This is a genomic window from Flavobacteriales bacterium, assembly GCA_016779995.1.
Lineage (GTDB): Bacteria > Bacteroidota > Bacteroidia > Flavobacteriales > UBA7312 > UBA8444.
In genome coordinates this window covers 1-22,023 of sequence record JADHMO010000002.1, presented here as the reverse complement: position 1 = coordinate 22,023, position 22,023 = coordinate 1, and the positions used below count along the sequence as shown (strand labels likewise).

Annotated in this window: 19 protein-coding genes; 10 read left to right on the top strand and 9 right to left on the bottom strand. The window is 32.9% G+C overall.

Translation table 11 applies throughout. From position 1 onward, the window contains the following. Position 1: 1 nt before the first annotated feature. The 8 genes from secA to ISP71_01935 all read right to left on the bottom strand — a co-directional run bounded on the left by secA (position 2) and on the right by ISP71_01935 (position 11,609). Positions 2–3,265 carry a preprotein translocase subunit SecA gene (secA, locus tag ISP71_01970; protein ID MBL6662845.1) on the bottom strand — a complete coding sequence of 1,088 codons (3,264 nt, stop codon included), beginning with the start codon at positions 3,263–3,265 and terminating at the stop codon, positions 2–4. A gap of 104 nt (positions 3,266–3,369) precedes the next feature. Further along, positions 3,370–3,591: a DUF2795 domain-containing protein gene (locus ISP71_01965; GenBank protein MBL6662844.1), complete on the bottom strand. Its 222-nt coding sequence runs from the start codon at positions 3,589–3,591 to the stop codon at positions 3,370–3,372. A gap of 54 nt (positions 3,592–3,645) precedes the next feature. Further along, complete coding sequence (locus ISP71_01960) at positions 3,646–4,194, bottom strand: cob(I)yrinic acid a,c-diamide adenosyltransferase (GenBank protein MBL6662843.1); 549 nt, start codon at positions 4,192–4,194, stop codon at positions 3,646–3,648. Positions 4,195–4,203: 9 nt separating this feature from the next. Further along, positions 4,204–4,899, bottom strand: coding sequence for an ABC transporter ATP-binding protein (locus ISP71_01955; GenBank protein MBL6662842.1), 696 nt, complete (start codon positions 4,897–4,899; stop codon positions 4,204–4,206). A gap of 16 nt (positions 4,900–4,915) precedes the next feature. Then, positions 4,916–5,533 (bottom strand): hypothetical protein, encoded by a 618-nt coding sequence (locus ISP71_01950; protein MBL6662841.1) that lies wholly within the window; start codon positions 5,531–5,533, stop codon positions 4,916–4,918. A 17-nt stretch (positions 5,534–5,550) separates the two neighbouring features. After that, positions 5,551–8,835 (bottom strand): CotH kinase family protein, encoded by a 3,285-nt coding sequence (locus tag ISP71_01945; protein ID MBL6662840.1) that lies wholly within the window; start codon positions 8,833–8,835, stop codon positions 5,551–5,553. Positions 8,836–8,945: 110 nt separating this feature from the next. Beyond that, positions 8,946–10,853 carry a molecular chaperone HtpG gene (htpG, locus tag ISP71_01940; protein MBL6662839.1) on the bottom strand — a complete coding sequence of 636 codons (1,908 nt, stop codon included), beginning with the start codon at positions 10,851–10,853 and terminating at the stop codon, positions 8,946–8,948. A 123-nt stretch (positions 10,854–10,976) separates the two neighbouring features. Beyond that, positions 10,977–11,609 (bottom strand): toxin-antitoxin system YwqK family antitoxin, encoded by a 633-nt coding sequence (locus tag ISP71_01935; protein MBL6662838.1) that lies wholly within the window; start codon positions 11,607–11,609, stop codon positions 10,977–10,979. A gap of 178 nt (positions 11,610–11,787) precedes the next feature. Between ISP71_01935 and ISP71_01930 the strand changes: the two genes are divergently transcribed. Together ISP71_01930 and ISP71_01925 are read left to right on the top strand one after the other, a co-directional pair. After that, complete coding sequence (locus ISP71_01930; GenBank protein ID MBL6662837.1) at positions 11,788–13,830, top strand: hypothetical protein; 2,043 nt, start codon at positions 11,788–11,790, stop codon at positions 13,828–13,830. 35 nt (positions 13,831–13,865) lie between these two features. Continuing rightward, positions 13,866–15,089, top strand: coding sequence for a hypothetical protein (locus ISP71_01925; GenBank protein MBL6662836.1), 1,224 nt, complete (start codon positions 13,866–13,868; stop codon positions 15,087–15,089). Here the strand turns inward: ISP71_01925 and ISP71_01920 are convergent, their stop codons facing one another. Continuing rightward, a complete protein-coding gene (locus ISP71_01920) occupies positions 15,090–15,848 on the bottom strand; it encodes a glycosyltransferase (protein MBL6662835.1) in 759 nt (252 codons plus the stop codon). A gap of 172 nt (positions 15,849–16,020) precedes the next feature. Here ISP71_01920 and ISP71_01915 point away from each other — a divergent pair, with 172 nt between their 5' ends. From ISP71_01915 to cysD, 8 genes are all read left to right on the top strand, one after another. Then, positions 16,021–17,121 carry an undecaprenyl/decaprenyl-phosphate alpha-N-acetylglucosaminyl 1-phosphate transferase gene (locus ISP71_01915; protein MBL6662834.1) on the top strand — a complete coding sequence of 367 codons (1,101 nt, stop codon included), beginning with the start codon at positions 16,021–16,023 and terminating at the stop codon, positions 17,119–17,121. A gap of 4 nt (positions 17,122–17,125) precedes the next feature. After that, entirely contained in the window at positions 17,126–17,638 is a 513-nt protein-coding gene (locus ISP71_01910; protein ID MBL6662833.1) for a UpxY family transcription antiterminator, read from the top strand. Between the two features lie 79 nt (positions 17,639–17,717). After that, positions 17,718–18,236, top strand: coding sequence for an ArsR family transcriptional regulator (locus ISP71_01905; protein MBL6662832.1), 519 nt, complete (start codon positions 17,718–17,720; stop codon positions 18,234–18,236). Continuing rightward, positions 18,226–19,617, top strand: a complete 1,392-nt coding sequence (locus ISP71_01900) for a UDP-glucose 6-dehydrogenase (GenBank protein ID MBL6662831.1) — start codon at positions 18,226–18,228, stop codon at positions 19,615–19,617. Before ISP71_01905 ends, ISP71_01900 begins: the two co-directional genes overlap by 11 nt. A gap of 7 nt (positions 19,618–19,624) precedes the next feature. Beyond that, positions 19,625–20,590 carry a GDP-L-fucose synthase gene (locus tag ISP71_01895; protein MBL6662830.1) on the top strand — a complete coding sequence of 322 codons (966 nt, stop codon included), beginning with the start codon at positions 19,625–19,627 and terminating at the stop codon, positions 20,588–20,590. Next, positions 20,577–20,984: a DUF2061 domain-containing protein gene (locus ISP71_01890; GenBank protein MBL6662829.1), complete on the top strand. Its 408-nt coding sequence runs from the start codon at positions 20,577–20,579 to the stop codon at positions 20,982–20,984. Before ISP71_01895 ends, ISP71_01890 begins: the two co-directional genes overlap by 14 nt. After that, positions 20,971–21,567 (top strand): adenylyl-sulfate kinase, encoded by a 597-nt coding sequence (cysC, locus tag ISP71_01885; GenBank protein ID MBL6662828.1) that lies wholly within the window; start codon positions 20,971–20,973, stop codon positions 21,565–21,567. Before ISP71_01890 ends, cysC begins: the two co-directional genes overlap by 14 nt. Then, positions 21,560–22,023 (top strand): sulfate adenylyltransferase subunit CysD (gene cysD / locus ISP71_01880; GenBank protein ID MBL6662827.1); only part of this gene is annotated, 464 nt, incomplete at its 3' end. The genes cysC and cysD, both read left to right, overlap by 8 nt.

Here is a 22,023-nt window from a genome sequence, read left to right as displayed (position 1 = left end):
ATTATTTTCCGTGACATTGTTTGAATTTCTTTCCACTTCCACATGGGCAGGGTTCATTTCTGCCTACTTTTTGTTCTACTCTTACTGGTTGTACTCTAGCTTGTTTCTTTGGTTCAGTATTAGTATTACCACCAATGTCTTGACGGCCGGTTTGTAGTTTTTCTCTAGCAATTTTTTGCTCTTGTTGGACAGAAGTTTGTTCAGGAAGATTCGCTTTCATTAAAAAGGAGACGATATCTTTATTGACTTTTTCTACCATTTGTTTAAACAAGTTGAACGATTCAAACTTATAGATTAAAAGTGGGTCTTTTTGCTCATAGGTAGCATTTTGAACAGATTGTTTTAAATCGTCAAGCTCTCTAAGGTTCTCTTTCCAAGACTCGTCAATTATAGCTAAACTGACACCTTTTTCTATTGATAAAGGTATGTTTCCTCCTTCAGATTCAAAGGCTTCTTTCAAATTGGTAACCACTTGTAAGGTTTTTAAACCATCGGTAAATGGTATAACAATGTTTTGATAGCTTGCCGATTGATTTTCGTAAACATCTTTAATAACAGGATATGTCTTTTGCGAAATGACTTGCGACTTTGTTTTATAATTTGTTACGGCATTTTGATAAACCCTGTTGGTTAAGTCCTCAGATTTTAATGATTTGAATTCGGCTTCATCTACCGGGCAATCTATACTTAAGAAACGAATAAGTTCTAGTTTGAAGCCTTCAAAATCTTGCAGTGTTTGATACTCATTGACAATAGTTTCGGAGGTGTCGTAAATCATATTGTCAATATCTACGGCTAGCCTTTCACCAAATAATGCGTGTTTTCTTTTCTTATAGATGACGGTTCTTTGAGCATTCATAACATCATCATACTCAAGTAATCGTTTTCTTATACCAAAGTTGTTTTCTTCTACTTTCTTTTGAGCACGTTCAATAGACTTAGTTATCATGGAGTGTTGTATAACCTCGCCTTCTTCAAGCCCCATTCTGTCCATCATTTTGGCAATTCTGTCTGAGCCAAATAATCGCATCAGGTTATCTTCTAGAGATACAAAGAATTGTGATGAGCCTGGATCTCCTTGACGTCCCGCACGACCTCTTAGCTGTCTATCAACTCTTCGAGAGTCGTGGCGTTCGGTACCAATGATGGCTAATCCGCCATTTACTTTGACTTCGTCAGAAAGTTTGATGTCGGTACCACGACCTGCCATATTTGTTGCTATGGTCACATTACCGCCTTTTCCAGCTTCGGCTACAATGTCAGCTTCTTTTTGATGAAGTTTTGCATTAAGTACATTGTGCTTAATGTTTTTCATTTTTAGCAATCTACTAAGTAGCTCTGAAATTTCTACAGATGTCGTACCTACCAACACAGGTCTTCCTTGCTTACTCAATTCAACAATTTCATCTATGACTGCATTGTATTTTTCTCTTGCAGTTTTATATACTTTATCTTCTTTATCGTCTCTTTGAATAGGGCGATTTGTAGGAATTACAACTACATCTAATTCATAGATATCCCAAAATTCTCCTGCTTCTGTTTCAGCTGTACCTGTCATACCTGACAGTTTGTTGTACATTCTGAAATAGTTTTGCAGAGTAATGGTAGCAAAGGTTTGTGTTGCTGCTTCTATTTTTACGTTTTCTTTAGCCTCTATAGCTTGGTGGAGGCCGTCTGAATAACGTCTTCCATCCATAATACGACCAGTTTGTTCATCAACAATCTTTACTTTGTTGTCCATTAAAACGTATTCTACATCTTTTTCAAAGAGTGTGTAAGCTTTTAGTAATTGATTTACGGAGTGAATTCGTTCACTTTTAATGGAATAATCTCTCATTAACTCGTCTTTTTTGACAAGTTTTTCTTTTTCTGATAAATCGGATTTCTCTAGTACAGCTATTTCTGCGCCTACATCTGGCATAATGAAAAAGTTGTTGTCATCTGAATTGCTGGTAATAAGGTCAATCCCTTTATCTGTCAGTTCAATAGCATTGTGTTGTTCATCTATTACAAAAAAGAGGTCTTCATCGACTTTTGGCATATCTTTACCTTGGTCTTGCATGTAGAAGTTTTCTGTTTTTTGCAATAAAGTCCTTACACCATCTTCACTCAAGTATTTTATAAGTGCTTTATTCTTAGGAAGTCCTCGATATGCTCTTAATAATTTAAAGCCACCTTCTTTATCATTGCCTTCATTAATGAGTTTTTTAGCATCAGCTAAAACGGTATTAACGAATTTCTTTTGAGCATCTACTAGTGAACTGATTTTATGTTTCAATTCACCAAATTCGTGTTTATCACCTGTAGGTGTAGGACCGGAAATAATTAATGGTGTACGTGCATCATCAATTAGTACTGAGTCCACCTCATCAACAATAGCATAATTATGAGGTCTTTGAACTAAATCTTGAGGCCTTCTTGCCATATTATCTCTTAAGTAATCAAAGCCAAACTCATTGTTAGTTCCATAAGTGATGTCAGCGAGATATGCTTTTCTTCTTTCTTCAGAGTTAGGCTGATGTCTATCAATACAGTCTATTGTTAATCCGTGAAATTGATAAATAGGGCCCATCCATTCGCAGTCTCTTTTAGCCAAGTAATCGTTTACTGTTACTAGGTGAACACCTTTTCCTGCTAGGGCATTTAAATAAACGGGCAGGGTGGCAGAAAGTGTTTTACCTTCACCTGTTTGCATTTCTGCAATCCTACCAGAGTGTAATACATATCCACCAATTAATTGAACGTCATAATGAACCATATTCCATTCAATTTCATTCCCTGCTGCTATCCATTTGTTGAAAAATGTGGCTTGTTCTCCACTAATCTCTACATTGCTATATTCTGCTGCCAAGTCTTTATCAAAGTCATTGGCAGTAACTATGATGTTTCCTTTTGAAAAGCGTGAGGCTGTTTCTTTGACTACTGCAAAAGCTTCAGGCAAAATCTCTTCAAGTTTTTCTTCTGTTGTACTAACTATTTCTTTTTGTAGCTTGTCTATTTGGCTATATATATCTTCTTTTTCTTGAAGTTCTATATCAGAATTTTCAGCTTTTTCTTGAAGTGATTTTATATCATCTTCGTGCTCTTGAGTAGCTTCCTTTATTTGTTTTTTGAAGGACTCTGTTTTTTGCCTTAGTTCGTCGTTGGAAAGTGCTTGAATGGATGGATAAACAGCTTTAATTTTATCAATGATAGGATTAATTTCTTTTAAATCCTTATCGTATTTATTGCCAAAAAGTTTTGTTGTAAAATCGAATAGTCCCATCGCCTAAAATTATGCTGTTATATTATGGATTAGCAAATTTACTTTTTTAAGAGATATACATAGCTTTTTGAATAAAAAAAAGCTGCTAAATAGCAGCTAATGTTTTAATATTCATCTTCATTGAAGAAGAAGTCGTCTTTATCAGGATAATCAGGCCAAATATCCTCAATAGAATCAAACATTTCGCCGTCATCTTCTAATTCTTGAAGATTTTCTACTACTTCCATAGGTGCTCCAGAGCGAATGGCGAAATCGATAAGTTCATCTTTGTTTGCTGGCCAAGGTGCGTCTTCTAATTTTGATGCTAATTCTAATGTCCAATACATAACCTTAAATTTTTTTGCAAATGTAATTTTTTTAGTCAAATAGACAACACTTTTTTACATCCTAGGTTTCCAAGGTATTTCTTTAGCGTTTAATTTTTTTGTTAAAAACCGGCTTAAAACGAATAAATAGTCAGAAAGTCGGTTTAAATATTTAAGGATTAAATCAAATTGTAATGTGGTTTCTGGCAAATCAACAACTAAGCGTTCTGCTCTTCGGCAAATACATCTAGCTATGTGACAATAGGATACAGTGGTATGCCCTCCTGGAAGAATAAAAGATTTCATTTCAGTTAATTCTTCATTCATTTTATCGATTTCTTTTTCTAGTAAATGAATATCCTTTTCGTCAATTAAAGGAAGTTTCATTTTATTTGATGCGCCATCATTTGCAAGTAATGCTCCTAGGGTAAACAGTCGGTCTTGTGTTTCAACTAGCATATCAAAGGATTGTTGGTCTATGCCTTGATCTCTAACCAAGCCTATGTATGAGTTAAGTTCGTCAATAGTACCATATGCTTCGATTCTGGAGTTGTTTTTTGGCACTCGTTTTCCTCCAATGAGTTGGGTAGTTCCTTTATCTCCTTTTTTAGTATAAATCTTCATATCTTAAATTTATTGCTTGGGGGATTTATTTACCTTATCGCTTTCTATTTCACCGTCTTTAAGTCTAATTATTCGATGGGCATATTGTGCAATATCTTCCTCGTGGGTTACAATAATTATGGTATTACCATTTTTATGAATATTTTGAAAAAGAGCCATTATTTCTTCAGAAGTGGCACTATCGAGGTTTCCAGTAGGTTCGTCTGCTAAAATAATAGATGGGTTATTGACTAATGCTCTTGCTACTGCTACTCGTTGTCTTTGTCCTCCAGAAAGTTCATTTGGTCTGTGATTAACTCTATCCGATAGATTAACTTTTTCTAAGGCCACTAAGGCTTTTTGCTGTCTTTCTTTTTTGTCAAAACCAGAATATATTAGGGGAAGCATTACATTTTCTAAAGCTGTTGACTTAGGCAGCAAATTGAAACTTTGAAATACAAATCCTATTTCTTTATTTCTGATTTCTGCTAAGCTATTGTCATTTAATAAGCTAACATTTTTGTTTGCTAAATGATAATTTCCCTTAGTTGGTGTATCTAAACACCCAAGTATATTCATTAAGGTAGATTTACCAGAACCAGATTGTCCCATAAGAGCAACAAATTCATTTTTTTCAATAGAAATATCAATCTTTTTTAAAGCTTTAATGGTTTCGTTTCCTACATAAAAATGCCTTGCAATATTTTCAATTTCAATTACCGCCATAGTTGTGTAAAGTTAATTAAAAACGAATGATAAAATTTTCTTTTACTTGTTCTTTTCTAAAAAACACAAGTCCAATGAAAAATAGATCAATACTTATGGTGACTTCTTTTTGAGTTTTAATCTTTCTCCAAAGGTCCTCCATTTTCTTAGATTGATGGATATGATTAATAACTACAACACTGTTGTTATGAAAATATTTTAGATGACTCATGAATTTATTTAGCGTCAATTCCTCTTTATTTTGCATATTATAAATTGCAAAGTCAAAACTTTGTGATTGTATCTTGTTTTGAGTATTAATTTCAGAAATTTCGTTTGTTTTTATATTGCAATAGAACATATTAGCTTTGAGCTGAATATGACTTAGAATTGTCTTATTTAAATGTTCAGAATGTCCTAGTTCTAAGATGTTCTCAGATTTATAATGATTGATTATTCTGTATATTAATTTGAGGTGCTTCGAATTAATTGTGAAAGTATTTAAATTTCGAATTTTTGCATACTCTTGTCTTTGACTTTTGTCATTTAAAACATTGGTAACCAAATCATAAACAAAGGGAGAATGAACGCCATGCTTTGTTTTGCTAATAAAAATATACCTTAGATATTTTAGTAGGAATAGTAATTTGCTCATTTAGCAAATTTAACAATCTATCTTAAGAGAGTAATTGAACCCTTTTTCCGAATCTTTTTTCCTGTCATATTTGATTCTACAGTAAGCATGTAGATGTAAACTCCAGATGGTACTTGAGAGCCATTTTTATAGGAACCATCCCAAGAGATGTTTTCATCATTGCTATAGAATAAAGATTCGCCAAAACGATTGAACACTTCAAATTCAAATTTTACACCTTCTATGGAGAAGATAGATACATCAAATGTGTTGTGTAAGTTATCGTCATTGGCAGGAGTGAATGAATTAGGCACATATACTTCGAACATTTCTTTAAAGTTCGCTCGAATATTATCAGAAGATTCGACAGTGAAATTCACATTACTATTATCTTCGCTAGGATTAAGTATATTATTTTGCTTGTCCCAGTGAGAAAACCTCCAACCATCAGATGCAATTGCTTCTAGGCTTACTGATTCAGTATAAGGATATGTTATAGTTACAATGGTATCTCCAATCATAACATTATTAGCTCTTATCTGTCCACTTCCTATTGGAGAGACCTCATATGAAACGTCATAAAAGATGTTCGCATCGTAATAAATCGTTATGGTGTCAGACTTATCTACATCAAATGAAAAGACAGGAGAAATAGATTGTCCAGCAAAATAACCATTGCTGGAGGTCATATACGAAAAGTCCCAAGCGATATTGGACTTGGCATCTAGGCTAATGTTGGTACCATAAAATTCTGTAGTAGTATGGGGGAATGATGATATTATATTACCATTAATCTCGACATCTACTTCAGCATTTGATGGTTCTAATATGTAAGTTAAATCAAAACGTTGTTGGTTTAAATGTAAGATAATAGTATCAGAGCTGTTAGCCACTATACTTACATTTTCATCTGTAGTAGTTGGCGAAAATGAATGATTTGTGCTACTCCAATATGCCATTTCCCAACCTAGGTTTGGCTGTGCGTTTAGCACAATATTGCTATTGTCAATAAAAGCTTGTGAGTGCGGAAATGCAGTGATAGAATTTCCATTTATAGACATACTGCCTGAGCCAATAGGTTCGACTAAAAAAGTTATTTCGTTAGCATCAAAATAAAATACGATAGTTATATCACCCAATAGTTCTAATGAGAAATCCGTATCTGTTTCATTATAGTTGTAATTATCATTACTAATAATTTCATAATAAGAGAAATTGCCACTAGTAACACTAAAATCAATATCAATTCCACCAAAAAATTCTCCGTTGAATGGAGTGTTTGATTCATTTACATCGAAAAAATTGTTAAAATCCACTTCGCCAACACCATTAATAACCACATTTACATTAAATGGACCTTCAACATCATAACAATCTACAATTGCAGCGTTCAAAAATGTGCAACGTTCGTTCATGAATTCTTTCATATCATTGACATTGTCCATCCATTCGTTGTAGCTTCCTCCCCAAGTGTCAATTTGGTCTTGCATTTCAGGTTCTATAATACCTATCAAACTATCTAGGTGAGCAATCATAAAGTCGCATGACAAATAAGAATTTGAAAGATTTGTCCATCTGTTTATGTAGTCGTCAAAAAATTCTTCATTTTCAATCAATGCATTCCATATAGGAATGTGTCCTTGACCACCAATATTTCCTAATGATTCAGGGGCGCATGGGTCTGCATCGGGACCATCATTAGGTATGCCTGTATAATTTGCACCATGGTCAAAAGTATTATCCATATCCCAAAGAGCGTAGCGCCATTTCTTTTTGTCGCCATCTTCATTAAGTCCTTTCCACCAAGCCGTGTTCCAATTTAGCCAATCTGCGTTTACGGTGTAAGAATTAAGAATAAAGTAATCAATTAAACTTCCCACATTAAATTGATCTTTAGCGTAATCATAATTGGCTTGAATACTCATGTCGTTGCCGGTTATGTAGTTTCTTATATCATCCCAGCTATTCTCAACATCATTAGGGTTTTGCCCGTCTGTTAATACATCTACCCATGTGCCTCCCCAAGTTTTCAAAAATGCAACAGAGTCTTGATCGTAATGAATTTCGGTGTAGTCTAAATCATCCACTTTTTCTCGGAGTTCGTAAACGCCCCAATATTCTCCATTAAGATACATAACGCACGATTCGTATGAACGTTCATCAAGTCTCAACTTGGCAACCTGTGAAAGAGACTGAACATAAGCATCTCTAATATGTGCTCCTGAGCTTCCGTAAGAAAAAGGATAGTTGTCGTTAGCAGCACATTTTACAATAAATCTTTGGAATCTATCTCTATCATTATCATTAAAAACCTCACCTTTAATTGCATAGTTATAACCAAATTGATCTCTAGTTATGTAGTCAAATCCCCTTTGTTGATAGGCCCAAGAATCGTTTCCGTGTTCGTTAAACTCTCCTCTAGCTTTATCAAATAAGCTTCCGTCAGGGTTGTATATTTCAAAAGTTCCAAAAGGCTGCACTTGATTTCCTCCAGCTATTAGTTCATAAAGCTCAGGGAAGGCTGGATTATTGGACTCTCTTCCAGATATAGAAAGAATTTTAATACTATGTGAAACTCCGATGAAATAGGTGCCAAATTCCATGAAACTAGGCAAAATATCAGGATTATCACTGTAAGCAACAGCTTTTAAAACTGTAGTATTATTAATTGGAATCGGTCCATTGTATTGTGTATCTGTATTATCTGGTAAGCTTCCATCTGTAGTGAAGTATATAGTTGATCCTAAATCTGCTGTAATAGTCACATTGATAGGATTGTTATGAATACCAGCAGCAGGCGTAAATGATGGTGTTGATGAATAATCAATATATCCTCCAGTATTAATAGCTCCAGGAGTTGGCGTAGTAAAAACTCCTTTAGTGTTGTCTGAGTAATTTAATCTTCCTCTTGATGAATTAGTTAAGCAAGGTCTGATAAAGACAGAGTCAATAACGGTAATTCCATTTGGGTCGGTCAAAATAATCCATTCATTACCTTTTGTTTGATGAAGTTTGAAGCTGGTGTGAATATTACCTCCGTTTATCTCATCTCTACCTGAACAAAAAACAACTAAGTGCTCATTGGGGTTGATGTTAACATCTGAAGTGAATTGCCATTTTGTGAGGTTGTCATCTTTGTCGCTGACATAGTAGCCGTTTAGGTTTATTGCAGTTCCAGAAGGATTGTACAGTTCAAACCAATCTTCATTTTGACCATAATTATCATTGAAGTCATCAAAATTTGCAGCTGAGTATTCATTTACAACAATTTGACTGTATGAATTTAAGCTAAAAAAAATAAAAATTATAAAAAATAGTCGCATGATGACTTGTTGTTAGTAATTGTAGAGCAAATATATACTATTACGTACCAACAAAAAAATATCAACAGTCAATTTATTACGTGTTCAAACTTTAAAATTGCAGATAGCTTTCAGATTTTTGAGTTAATCATTGATACACTTCTAGCGATAAATTCAGTCAGATTTTTGCCTTTAAGTAGTCCTTGAGATAATAATGCTAAATCAAGAATTTGGCGGATTAGTTCTGATTGAATATTTTCATCGCTTTCGTTTAATAGTTGACTTGTGATTGGATGGTTTGAATTTACTGCCAAATTATAGCTTTCAGGGAGTTCTCCAAAAACATTCATTCCCCCCGAAAGTTGTTGTTGCTCTTTCATTCTTCTCATGAATTCACTTTGTGTAATTATAAAAGGTGCGTCAGTTGTTGATAAACTTTCAATTTGAACATTAAATTTTTTATCATCAATTTTCTTTTCAATTATTTCTTTGAGAGTTTTTTCCTCTTCTTCACTTAATAATGATGGGGTTTTGTCTTCTTTCTCAATAAGCTTATCTATAGTATCGGCATCAACTCTTGCAAATTGGACATTGCTATTTTCAGACTCTAATTTAGAAATCAAATGGCTAACAAGAGGACCTTCTAGCTCCATCACTTCATAATTCTTTTCTATGGCACTATTAACGAAACTGTCTTGCTCTTCTTTATTGTGAGTGTAAAGTATAATAGTCTTACCGTCCTTGTTGCTTTGATTGTCCTTAACTCGCTCAATTAATTCGTTGAATGTTGAGTACTTATTGTTCGTGTTTTTATACAGGCAAAAATCTTTTGCTTTCTCAAAAAACTTATCCTCCGTAAGCATTCCATACTCTATGAAAACTTTGATTTCATCCCATTTACTTTCAAAATCTTCTCTGTCATTTTTGAACATATTACTTAGCTTATCACCAACTTTCTTAGTAATATATTTTGATATTTTTTTCACATTACCATCAGCCTGAAGATAGGATCGGGATACATTTAAGGGTATGTCAGGAGAGTCTATGACGCCATGTAAAAGTGTCAAAAACTCTGGAACTATATTTTCTACATTATCAGTGATAAATACCTGATTGCTGTAAAGGTTTATCTTATTTTTCTGTACCTCTAAGTTGTTCTTTAGTTTTGGGAAGTATAGAATTCCAGTTAAATTAAATGGATAGTCAACATTAAGATGAATATTAAAGATAGGGTCATTAAATTCTGTTGGGTATAATTCTTTGTAGAAATTGGAATAATCTTCTTCGTTTAAATCTTGTGGAGCTTTTGTCCATGTTGGTTTAGTGTTGTTGATGATGTTGTCAACTTTTTTCTCAATTTGTTTTATCTCTCCTTTGTCGTCTTTTTCTCCTGAGGGATCATCAACAAAAATGCTTTTTGTTCCAAATTTCACTTCGACTGGCAGAAACTTGCAGTATCGGTTTAGAATTTCACTGACTCTTCCTTCCTCAAGAAACTCTTTAGAGTCTTCATCGATATGAAGAATTATATCTGTTCCTTTTGTTTTTTTGCTTGTTTCTTCAATAGTATAATTTGGCGAGCCATCACAAATCCATCTAACGGCAGTGCTATTAGCTTTTTGACTTTTAGTAATGATTTCTACTTCTTTAGAAACCATAAATGAAGAGTAAAAGCCTAACCCAAAATGTCCAATTATAGAATTTTTAGCATCAACATCTTTGTATTTGTTTACGAATTCTTCAGCACCAGAAAAAGCTATTTGGTTAATGTACTTATCAACTTCTTCTTCTGTCATTCCTATACCATTATCTCTAATGGTTAAGGTTTCTTTCTTTTTGTCAATGATAACTTCAACTCTTAATTTGTCGATATCAGTTTTTAACTCACCTATTGATTTTAGTGTTTTTACTTTTTGAGTAGCATCAACAGCATTAGAAACCAACTCCCTTAGAAAGATTTCGTGGTCTGAGTATAAGAACTGTTTGATAATTGGAAAAATATTTTCCGTTTGAACATTGATATTGCCTTTTTTTGCCATCAGTTTATAGTGTTTTAAAAAAACAACGACACAATAATTATGCCAAGCTTAGTTTGACTGACAAATATAGCTTAGTAAGAGATTTTCAAATGTCTTATTCTGAAAAATTGACAGATTTTTAATTTAATAAGCTGATATTTTTGTGCTAATGGCTTGACCATTATCGTATTCAACTAATGTTATTTGTGAGCTAAGTTTGGAAGTTTTAGGCGAGTAAAATTTCCACAAACCATTTCTTTTATTTTCCAAAAAGGCTCCTTCTCTTGTTAAAGTGCCATTTTCATCAAAATATTTACATAAGCCATGAAGTACACCATTATTATATGTTTCCTCAGATTCTAAATTGCCATTTTCATAAAATGTTAATATGAGCCCATCTTCTTTACTCATTATATAGTTTCCTTCTTTTTCAATATTGCCATTTTCATAATAAAACTTGCAATATCCATGGCGATAACCATCTTTCATGTTTATCTGATATCTCCATTTTCCATTTGGCCATTTTCTTTCCCAATAGCCCATTTTATAGCCATCTTTATATACGCCTTTGCATTTAAAACTACCATCTGGATGAGTGCGTTCCCATTGACCTTGTAGCTCTCCGTTTTCATCACTGACATTAATGGTGTCTTTACCACTAATTTTAAGCGTGTTAGGTGTATCTTTGTCTTGTTGTCTAATGGGATTTTTTTTCTCTAGTTCTGTAGTAATATCTTGTGCGAATATAGTAGACGCAAAAAGAAGAGAAAGGCACATAAGTTTAAGCATTATCATTGAATTAAGTAATTCATAAATTTAACAAAATTTTATCAATAAATGCCCAGTTGAATACAATCTTTAGAATTTTTATTAGTAAAAAATTACTTTGTTTTTTTTTAAATTAAATTTTACTAGATAAAAAAAAACAAATATATTTACGGTAAATTTTAACCTTATGAAAACCTTAATTCAAGCTTCATCACTTTTTCTTATTTTTTTAGTTTCATCTTGTGATATTAGAGAAGATTATCAACTGCCAAGTTGGGATGTAGAGGCATCTGCTCCAATCGCTAGAAGTAGTGTAAGTTTCGACGATTTGTTAGGAGACACAACATTATCGATTGATACGCTTGGCGATAAAAGTTTAGTTTTTGTTTACCAAAAAGACTTGGTCGATTATAGTTTCGATGAAATAGTTGAATTAAACTCTATTTCTATCAGTAGATCTGAAACAATAGGAGATGTCGATATTGATGATGTTTCTTTTTCTGACGGCACAAATTTTGGTGAAATAGTATCTCAATTTAATATTGCTGATGGCACACCATTTTCATTTGAAAATGAAATAAACGATGTTTTGAACAAAACTATTACGCATGATGCATCAGATGATTTTCAAGAAATTAAATTTGCAGATGGGACCTTAAAACTAACTTTTAGTAATGGTTATGATGTTGACTTAAGTAACATTATCATAGATATATATTCGGTAGATAATGGCCAAAACTTACCTTTAAATACATTTAATATCGCTAACCTCAATGCTGGTAGCACATATTCAGAAGAGATTAATTTATCCGGAAAATCTATGACTGGAAACATTGAGGTTTCTATTTCAAATATTGATATTCCAGCTCAAACAAATGCTTTTATTGTTAATTACTCTGATGAGTTGGTTGCTCAGGTCGATATTATGGACATTCAATTAGATGAAGCTATTGTTATTTTGCCTAATCAAGAGCTCATAAATGAAGACACCTCCTTTGTTTTTGATGCAGGTGGAGCATTATTAGATAGAGTAAAAATGAGTAGTGGAGATATAAAAATGGATATTTCTAGCTCTCTAAATACTGTTTTGAAATTTGAATATAAAATACCAAAAGCTACTCTTAATGGGGAGCCATTTTCTGTGTACAGAGAAATTCCTGCTGGAGGTACTTTAAATGAGACTATCTCACTTGCTAACTATGAGTTTGACCTAACTGGACAGGATGGCAATCAAAGTAATACCATATTTGTTGAGTCTTACGCTAGAATAGATTCTACCGGTGAATACGTATCAATATCCTTAGATAATGGTGTTGAAAGCACAATTTCTATTGAGAATATATCACCTTCAGCAGCTTGGGGTTATTTAGGACAGGATACCATCAAAGAAAGTCGAGAAACTTCTTTCCTAGATTTAAGTGCATTGAAAGGAGATATTGACTTCGAATTTGTTGAAGTCAAAATGGTGACCGAAAATAACTTAGGTGTTGCTGCAGATTTGCACGTGCTTAAAATTGAGAGTTCAAGTGCTGAATCATCTATTCAATTAGAAAGTCCTTTACTTGCTTCTCCATTTACTATTCAGCCTGCCGTAGAAAGTATGGACCCTCAAAATCCTGTTACTGCTGTAATAACTGAAATTATTTTTGATGAATCCAATTCAAATATTGACAAGATTGTTGAAAGTAAACCTAATAGTATTGCTTTTGATTTTGAGATGGTTGTGAATGGAGATAATAATCAAAACGAAGGTTTTGTTTATCTTGATTATGGCGTGAGTTCAGAATTGCAAATTGAAATTCCAGTTTCAATGAAAGCATCTAATATGGTTATGAAAGATACAGTTGATGTTAGTTTGTCGGTTCCAAGTATCCTATTAGACGGCTCATTTACTATTATAGTCAATAATGGTTTTCCATTTGATGCTGAAATAAAGATGGAACTAATGAATAATGCAGGCAGAGTCCTGGAGACATTAGAAAGTGAAAATTTTGTTAGAGCTAGTCAGGTTGATATTGAAGGTGTTACCGTTGCTTCAACAGAAAGCGTCCTTAATTTTCCTTTTGATGATTTGAGTTTGATATTAAATCGAACTAAAAAAATAGGTGTAGAAATAACATTAAATACACAACCTGCTGATCAATTTGTCAAGCTATACAGCGATTACTCTATTGATATGACAGTGATAGCAAATTTTGAAAAATTAATAAGTCAATCAATTGCAGAATAATTATCTAATATTTTTTGACATTTTATAACTAAACAATGAGAAATATAATCTTTACAATCTGTTTGTTTTTACTCCCTTTTCTTTTGAAAGCACAAGAAAAGTTCACTATTGATTTAAGTTCTGATATTGGATTATACAATTCGTCTCTAGATGCCCAGACACTTTTAAATTCTTTAGGATATATTGATGAAGATCAAAAACAAGCTATTCTTAAGAACATGGATGACGAAAACTTTTATTATGTTGACATCAACAATGTTATTAAATTTACAACTAGAAAAGGCATTAGTCTAGCATTTGGAAATCATGTTTCTTCTTACGGGATTTTCGATGGAGAATTGGTGCGTTTAGGTTTGTATGGTAATACTTCTTCTTCAGCACAGAGTTTTGATTTGACTCCAGTTGAAGGAAAGTTTTTTCACTATTCAGACATCACATTGGGTTACGATATTTCGGAACAATTATCAGCTTCTGTATCCTTAATTGCAGGACATCAATTTGTTTCTGGTGAATTTTCAAAATTAGATTATGCTTCAGCTGAATATGGGCAATCTATTTCATACGATATGGCTCTTGAGGGTATTGAGAGTGTCCCCGTTAGGTATATTATTGACAATGGATCTGATCTTACAGCTTTAAAGGGAATTGATGAGTTATTTAAAAGCGTTGGTAGTGGCTTTTCTGTTGGTTTTGATTATAAGGGAGAAATATATGATGGAAATTATATGATTTCAGTAAAAGACTTGGGTTTCATTAAATGGGATGAATCTGCACGTCATTTTGATATCGTTGCTGATGATATAATTGTTCCTATGGAAGTTTCTGATTTTTCAGAAATAGAATCTAGCTATTTTACTGCCGAATTAGACACTTTAAGAGACTTAATCAATCCTTATAATGAAAGCTATACTTTTACACTTCCCGCTCGATTAAACGGCTCTTTCAATAAGGAAATTGTTGGAAATAAATACACGGATGGATATACTATAACTGCTGAGCACAGAGTTGGTATGTATCCTAGGCCAAGACTTGCGGTTGATTTTCATAAAACATTAAAGAAGCACGAGTTAACCCTTGGATATCATCTAGGTGGATTAGAAAAAAATGGCTTACAATTTAAATACAATTACAAAGCTGATAGCATACATCTTCAATTGTTTACCAGGCAGGCTAACATTTTTGATTTAAACTCGATGTATGGTATAAATGTTGGTATCGGTGTTAAATTCCTTTTCGCTAAAAGGGATAAAAAAGAATAGTTAGACTCTTTTTTTAAAAAACTGTTTAATTTTTGAGGTGTTTTTTCTTAATAATGTACCTATACTTCCAATTTTATTCTTGCGAATAGCCTTGTAGTCTTCAAACGTTTTTAGTAAAATATTTTTAATGTTTTTGTTGCTAATGCCACCAACTCTCATTCGAGTTATCACTTTAGGTATATAGTCAAGATTTAGGGTGTCATCTTTAAATACCCTTAGCATAAAATCATAATCAGCTGAAATGTTAAACTTTAAATCAAACTTTCCATGTTTTTTGTAAACCTCTTTTTTCAGAAATAAGGTAGGGTGGGGAGGTGTCCATCCTTTTCTAAGAAGTTTTGTGTTGAATACACAGCTTTGCCAGTATCTCACTACTTTACTTGTATTAATTTTCTCTACATACTCTAAGTCGCCATATACACCGTCAAGGTCATTATTTTGAATGGTATTAATGACGTTTTCTAAAACTTCTGAGTTGTAAAAAAGATCATCAGAATGCAAAAAACCAATAATATCACCACTTGCCTTATCAATTCCTTTATTTAAAGCATCATAAATTCCCAAGTCTGTTTCTGAATAAAACTTAATGTTTTTGTTTTTTTTAATCAGTGGCTCAAGTTTTTCTGACGTTGAATCTGTAGAAAGACCATCAATTATAATGACTTCTATATCTTTTATGTTTTGTCTTAAAATTGATAATATACAGGATTCAATAAAATGACCTCGATTAAATGTAGCTGTAATTATTGATATTTTCATATTTAATGAATAGCCAGCAATATAATCAATAAATATATCTGTAAATAATATCTTAATTTATTTATTGAAATAAATTTTAAAATTATAGATGAGGAAATTTAATTTACAACATTTTAAAAAGTGCTTTTTTTTTAGTATTTTTATAAAAAATCTTAACCAAAATTAGTACACCTTGAGTACATTTATTGAAGTAGTTTCTGTTTTTTTTAAAGATAACATTCTTATCTTTTCGCTGACTGTTTTTGCTCTTTCACTTGTTGCTGCATACAGAACTTTTCCAATGATTGTGTACGTAAGTGTTATTAAAAATTTAACAGCAAGTCCTAACGAAAGAAGCTCTCATCAAAAAAGTACACCTCACCTTGGTGGTTTAGGAGTTTCTTTTGGAGCGTTTTTTGTTAGCGGAGTTTTTGGTTCATTCATGTTAGATTCTCGTGAAATGTCCATTTTAATTTCTGTTACAGCATCTCTTGTAATCCTTTTTTCAGCTGGGCTAAAAGATGATATTTTTGGATTATCTCCCAAGATTAAGCTGTTTGTTGAGGTATTATCTGCTTTAATTTTTATTGTATTGACAGATATTCGTATTGATAGTTTTTATGGTTTATTTGGTATAAATGAATTGCCTGTAGCTGTATCCTATATCTATACCATTTTTGTTTTTGTTATCATTATTAATTCATACAATTTAATAGATGGTATAGACGGTTTGGCGGCTTCTATTGCACTCATAATTTTTAGTTGTTTTCTGTATTATTTTATCAGTATTAAGTCATTTTTAGCTGTAATTTGTATTTCTTCTATGCTGGGTAGTATTTTAGCTTTCTTGAGGTTTAATCTTTCAAAAGGCAAACGTAAAATCTTTATGGGAGATGTAGGTTCTCTTGTGATAGGCTATGTTTTAGCTCTTTTTACAACAATGATTCTTTCTACAGAATTTAGTTCAGTCCATGTTATTGATAATAAACCAGTTTTCATATTAGCCTTGTTTGCATTTCCTTTTTTAGACACTCTTCGCGTATTTGCATTAAGAGGAATTTCTGGAAATAGTCCATTTTTAGCCGATAAAAACCACTTTCACCATAAATTGTTAGAGGCAGGTTTTTCTCATATACAGTCCACTATTTTCATAATCTTATATTGTTTAATAATTATAGTATGTTCTTTTTTATTGTTTGATAATATGATTTTGAAACATTTTATTTTGATTTTAGTGCTATCTATTCTTCTATTACTTTCAATGATATGGTTGTTGTCAAAAGCCAAAAAGTAAGATTATGAGGGCTACACTTTCTAAATACTATAACAATGGACAGCAAAATACACCAATTAAAAAGTGGTATGTTTTATATACTAAGCCTAGGCATGAGATAAAGGTAAACGAGCGCTTACAACTTTTGGGTATTGATTCTTATTGTCCTGTAGTTATTAAAGTCTCTCAATGGTCAGATAGAAAAAAGAAAATTAGATCAGCTGCACTTCCTTCTATGGTTTTAGTATATATGTTTGAACACGAAAGAAGTCAAGTTTTTGATTGCCCTGGAGTTTTACGTTATATGTTTTACAACAAAAAAATAGTCAGCATTCCACAGCATGAGGTGGATTTACTTAAAAATTATCTCGAAGGGAAGTGTTGTTTGAAATCTACTGTTACTAGTTTAAATGTCGGACAGAAATTGAAGGTGGAGCAATTTCAAAACCAAATAGGAGAGATTGTTAAAGTCACATCAAACAGACTTTGGGTAAAAATAAAAAGTCTAAATATTAAGGTTAGTCTCGAAATAGTTTAATTTTCTTCTTTTTTTAAGTACTTTTGTTACTCATTTATTTATGATAGCTACTTGCTATCCTTTAAATAGATTGTAAATTATGCTTAATTCATTAATAACATCTAAAACCAGATTACGAGTTCTTGTTAAGTTCTTTATAAGAGCAGCTAACAAAGGTCACCTTAATTCACTTGCATCAGAGTTTGGCGAATCTACCAATGGCGTACGTAAGGAGTTAAATAAGTTAAAAGATGCAGGCTATTTAGTAAGTAATAAAGAGCAGAATAAAGTAATTTATAGGGCAAATACCAATCATCCTTTATACTCAGTTTTACAACAACTCGTAAAAAAACATCTTAGGCTAGACGAAATGGTAGAGACAATTGTTAAGCGTATTGGTGATGTTCAGAAGATTATTTTGATTGGCGATTATGCTAAAGGCATTGATTCTGGACTAATCGAAGTTCTTTTGATTGCCAATGACATTAATTTGGATTACATTGATGAGTTAGAGAAAAAATTAAAAAATAAGATAGGAAGAAAAGTGGTCTTTTCGGTGGAATCAGAAGAAGAGGGTATTGTACTCTATGATAAAGATATAATGTATTATGAAAATTAAATCCATTTGTTGTATTGGAGCAGGATATGTAGGCGGCCCTACTATGGCGGTGATAGCTTTGAAATGTCCACATATCAAAGTTAATGTTGTTGATATTAATCAGGATAGGATAGATGCTTGGAACGATAATAATTTAGATAATCTACCAGTTTATGAGCCAGGTTTAGCTGATGTCGTTAAAGAAGCTAGAGGTCGCAATTTGTTTTTTTCTACGGATGTTGAAAAAGCCATTGATGAATCTGAAATGGTATTCATCGCAGTGAATACTCCTACTAAGACCTATGGTGAGGGAAAAGGTCAAGCTGCTGATTTGAAATATGTTGAGTTGTGTGCTCGAACTATAGCCAAAGTAGCTAAAACAGACAAAATAGTTGTAGAAAAGTCAACTTTACCTGTAAGAACTGCCGAAGCTGTACAAACTATCTTAGATTCTACTGGAAATGGTGTTCACTTTGAGGTACTTTCTAATCCTGAGTTTTTAGCTGAGGGAACGGCTATTCAAGATTTATTTAAGTCAGATAGAGTTTTGATTGGTGGCCAACAAACTGAAAGTGGAAAAGAAGCGATATCTGCTCTTGTTGATATATATGCTAATTGGATTCCTAAAGAAAAGATATACACAACTAATGTCTGGTCTTCAGAATTATCGAAATTAGTGGCTAATGCTTTTTTAGCACAAAGGATCAGCTCTATTAATAGTATATCTGCCTTGTGTGAAGCTACAGAAGCTGATGTTGATGAAGTGGCAACAGCTATCGGAATGGATTCTAGAATAGGAAATAAGTTTTTAAAATCTTCAGTAGGCTTTGGAGGCAGTTGTTTCCAAAAAGATATTTTAAACCTAGTATATATTGCTAAATCTTTGGGTTTAGATGAAGTTTCTGAGTATTGGAATCAAGTCATTAAGATTAATGATTACCAAAAGGAGCGTTTTGCAAAAAAAATAATGACTTCACTTTTCGGTACAGTTTCTGGTAAAAAAATAACTCTATTAGGTTGGGCATTTAAAAAGGACACTAACGATACTAGAGAATCAGCGGCTATATATATTGCTGATATACTCATTGAAAATGGAGCTGAAATTTGTGTGTATGACCCTAAGGTTAGTGAACAACAGATGCTTTCAGATTTGGATTATCTGAATAGTCGTTCATCTGAAGAAAATAAAAACGCATTAAGTTATTATTCAGATCCATTAAAAGCTTGTGAAAACTCGCATGCAGTAGCAGTCATCACAGAGTGGGATGAGTTTAAATCTTACGATTGGTATAAAATATATGATAATGTTATGAGTCCAGCTAAAGTTTTCGATGGTAGAAACATTTTAGATAAAGATGCTCTTGAAGAAATAGGTTTTGAGGTGTTCTCGATAGGTAAATGATAAAAAAATGAATCTTAACAAGTCTTCCAAAATATATATTGCAGGTCATCGTGGGATGGTTGGTTCAGCTTGTTGGAGGGTCTTAGAAAAATTAGGTTACTCTAATTTAATAGGAAGGACATCGAATGAGTTAGATTTAAGAAGTCAATCACAAGTCTATGATTTTTTAAGAGATTCAAAACCAGATGTTATTATTGATGCGGCAGCAAAAGTTGGTGGTATTGTAGCCAATAAAGATTACCCCTATCAATTTTTGATGGAGAATATGCAAATCCAAAATAATTTGATTAGTGCAGCCCATGATTTGAATACTGCTAAATTCATTTTTTTAGGCAGCTCTTGTATCTATCCTAAGTTGGCTCCACAACCACTGAAGGAAGAATATTTACTTACAGATTCTTTAGAGCCAACTAATGAGTGGTACGCTATTGCTAAAATCTCTGGAGTAAAATTATGTGAAGCTATTCGAAGACAATTTGGAAAAGACTTTGTGAGTTTAATGCCTACAAACCTTTATGGTTCGAATGATAATTTTGACTTACAAACTTCTCATGTTTTACCTGCAATGATTAGGAAATTTCATGAAGCAAAAGAAAATAATCATTCAGATGTTACTCTTTGGGGCTCAGGGAGTCCCATGCGTGAGTTTCTTCATGTTGATGATTTAGCCAATGCCGTTGTTTTTGCACTTGAAAATGTATTACCTGATTATTTATATAATGTGGGTACTGGAACAGATGTTACTATTAAAGAATTAGCTGAGACTATTCAATCACAAGTTGGTCATAAGGGAAACATTAATTGGGATTCCTCAAAGCCTGATGGAACTCCTAGAAAGTTAATGGATAGTTCAAAAATGATGCAATTAGGTTGGCGGCCTACTTATAATTTAAAAACAGGTATTGCAAACACGTATTCATGGTTTTTGGCAAATCAAGCTCATTTAAAAGAAGTTAAATTTGAAGTTAAGTAAAAGACATATTATAAAAACCATAAGTTGGCGCCTTGTAGGTACTGTGGATACTTTGCTGCTGTCTTGGCTGATTACTGGTAATTTATTTACAGGCTTTAAAATTAGTGCTATTGAAGTTGTAACCAAAATGGTGCTGTATTATATCCATGAACGTTTTTGGTTTAACTCTACTGTTTCTAATAGTTCAAAGCGTCATATTTATAAGACATTCAGTTGGCGCTTTTTAGGTACTGCTGACACCATTGCTATTGGGTGGCTAATTTCAGGGGATCCATTTACTGGATTGCAAATTGGGTTTGCTGAAGTCATCACTAAGATGGTTTTGTATTTCATTCACGAGAAGGTTTGGTATAAGTTTAATTATGGATTAGAAAAAGATAATGCGAATGAATAATATAGTCCATCATAATTTCAACGTCTCTAAATCTGATAGAGAAAGGTTACACCAGCACAAAGCATTTTTAATTTGGTTTACTGGACTATCTGGCTCTGGAAAATCGACTATTGCCAATGCATTGGAATCAAAACTCAATAGTTTAAATGTATCAACTTATGCTTTGGATGGCGACAACATTCGATTTGGTATTTGTAAAGACCTGACATTTTCCCCTGAAGACAGAACAGAAAATATTCGTAGGATAGCTGAAATTGCTAATTTGTTTGTTGATGCAGGAATAGTAACTTTGGCAAGTTTTGTTTCTCCTTACTCTAAGGATAGGGAAGATGTAAGAAATACTGTTGGAGCGAAAAATTATATTGAGGTGTATGTTAATACTAGCCTTGATGAATGTGAGCGAAGAGATGTTAAGGGGCTTTATAAAAAAGCCCGGGAGGGAGAAATTAAGAATATGACGGGTATATCTGCTCCCTATGAGATCCCTCAAAATCCTGATTTAGAAATTGATACTATAAAGGAATCGGTAGAGGAGTCAGTAGATAAAATTTTTAAATATTTAGAAAAAAGATTGTATGGGTAATTACGTTATCACTCATTTGAGAGAATTAGAATCAGAGGCAATTTTTGTTATCAGAGAAATAGCCGCTCAGTTTGAAAATCCTGTTCTATTATTTTCTGGAGGGAAAGATTCTATTTTGCTGACTCATTTAGCAAAAAAAGCTTTTTATCCTGCCAAAATACCTTTTCCACTAGTTCATATAGATACGGGTCACAATTTTCCTGAGACCATTAAGTTTAGAGATAATTTAGTTAAAAGCCTAGGTGTTCAATTGATAGTCGGTTCTGTTCAAGAAGCTATCGATAAAGGAAGAGCCAAAGAAGAAACAGGAGCTGATGCATCAAGGAATTCATTGCAAATAGTTTCTTTACTAGACACTTTAGAAGAACACAAAGTAGATGCTGCTATGGGTGGAGCTCGTAGAGATGAAGAAAAAGCTCGAGCTAAAGAGCGTTTCTTTTCTCATAGAGATGAGTT

Coding starts and splice junctions, on each gene's coding strand:
- secA (MBL6662845.1), bottom strand. CDS start 3,265: ATGGGACTATTCGATTTTACAACAAAACTTTTTGGCAATAAATACGAT.
- ISP71_01965 (MBL6662844.1), bottom strand. CDS start 3,591: ATGTATTGGACATTAGAATTAGCATCAAAATTAGAAGACGCACCTTGG.
- ISP71_01960 (MBL6662843.1), bottom strand. CDS start 4,194: ATGAAGATTTATACTAAAAAAGGAGATAAAGGAACTACCCAACTCATT.
- ISP71_01955 (MBL6662842.1), bottom strand. CDS start 4,899: ATGGCGGTAATTGAAATTGAAAATATTGCAAGGCATTTTTATGTAGGA.
- ISP71_01950 (MBL6662841.1), bottom strand. CDS start 5,533: ATGAGCAAATTACTATTCCTACTAAAATATCTAAGGTATATTTTTATT.
- ISP71_01945 (MBL6662840.1), bottom strand. CDS start 8,835: ATGCGACTATTTTTTATAATTTTTATTTTTTTTAGCTTAAATTCATAC.
- htpG (MBL6662839.1), bottom strand. CDS start 10,853: ATGGCAAAAAAAGGCAATATCAATGTTCAAACGGAAAATATTTTTCCA.
- ISP71_01935 (MBL6662838.1), bottom strand. CDS start 11,609: ATGTGCCTTTCTCTTCTTTTTGCGTCTACTATATTCGCACAAGATATT.
- ISP71_01930 (MBL6662837.1), top strand. CDS start 11,788: ATGAAAACCTTAATTCAAGCTTCATCACTTTTTCTTATTTTTTTAGTT.
- ISP71_01925 (MBL6662836.1), top strand. CDS start 13,866: ATGAGAAATATAATCTTTACAATCTGTTTGTTTTTACTCCCTTTTCTT.
- ISP71_01920 (MBL6662835.1), bottom strand. CDS start 15,848: ATGAAAATATCAATAATTACAGCTACATTTAATCGAGGTCATTTTATT.
- ISP71_01910 (MBL6662833.1), top strand. CDS start 17,126: ATGAGGGCTACACTTTCTAAATACTATAACAATGGACAGCAAAATACA.
- ISP71_01905 (MBL6662832.1), top strand. CDS start 17,718: ATGCTTAATTCATTAATAACATCTAAAACCAGATTACGAGTTCTTGTT.
- ISP71_01900 (MBL6662831.1), top strand. CDS start 18,226: ATGAAAATTAAATCCATTTGTTGTATTGGAGCAGGATATGTAGGCGGC.
- ISP71_01895 (MBL6662830.1), top strand. CDS start 19,625: ATGAATCTTAACAAGTCTTCCAAAATATATATTGCAGGTCATCGTGGG.
- cysC (MBL6662828.1), top strand. CDS start 20,971: ATGCGAATGAATAATATAGTCCATCATAATTTCAACGTCTCTAAATCT.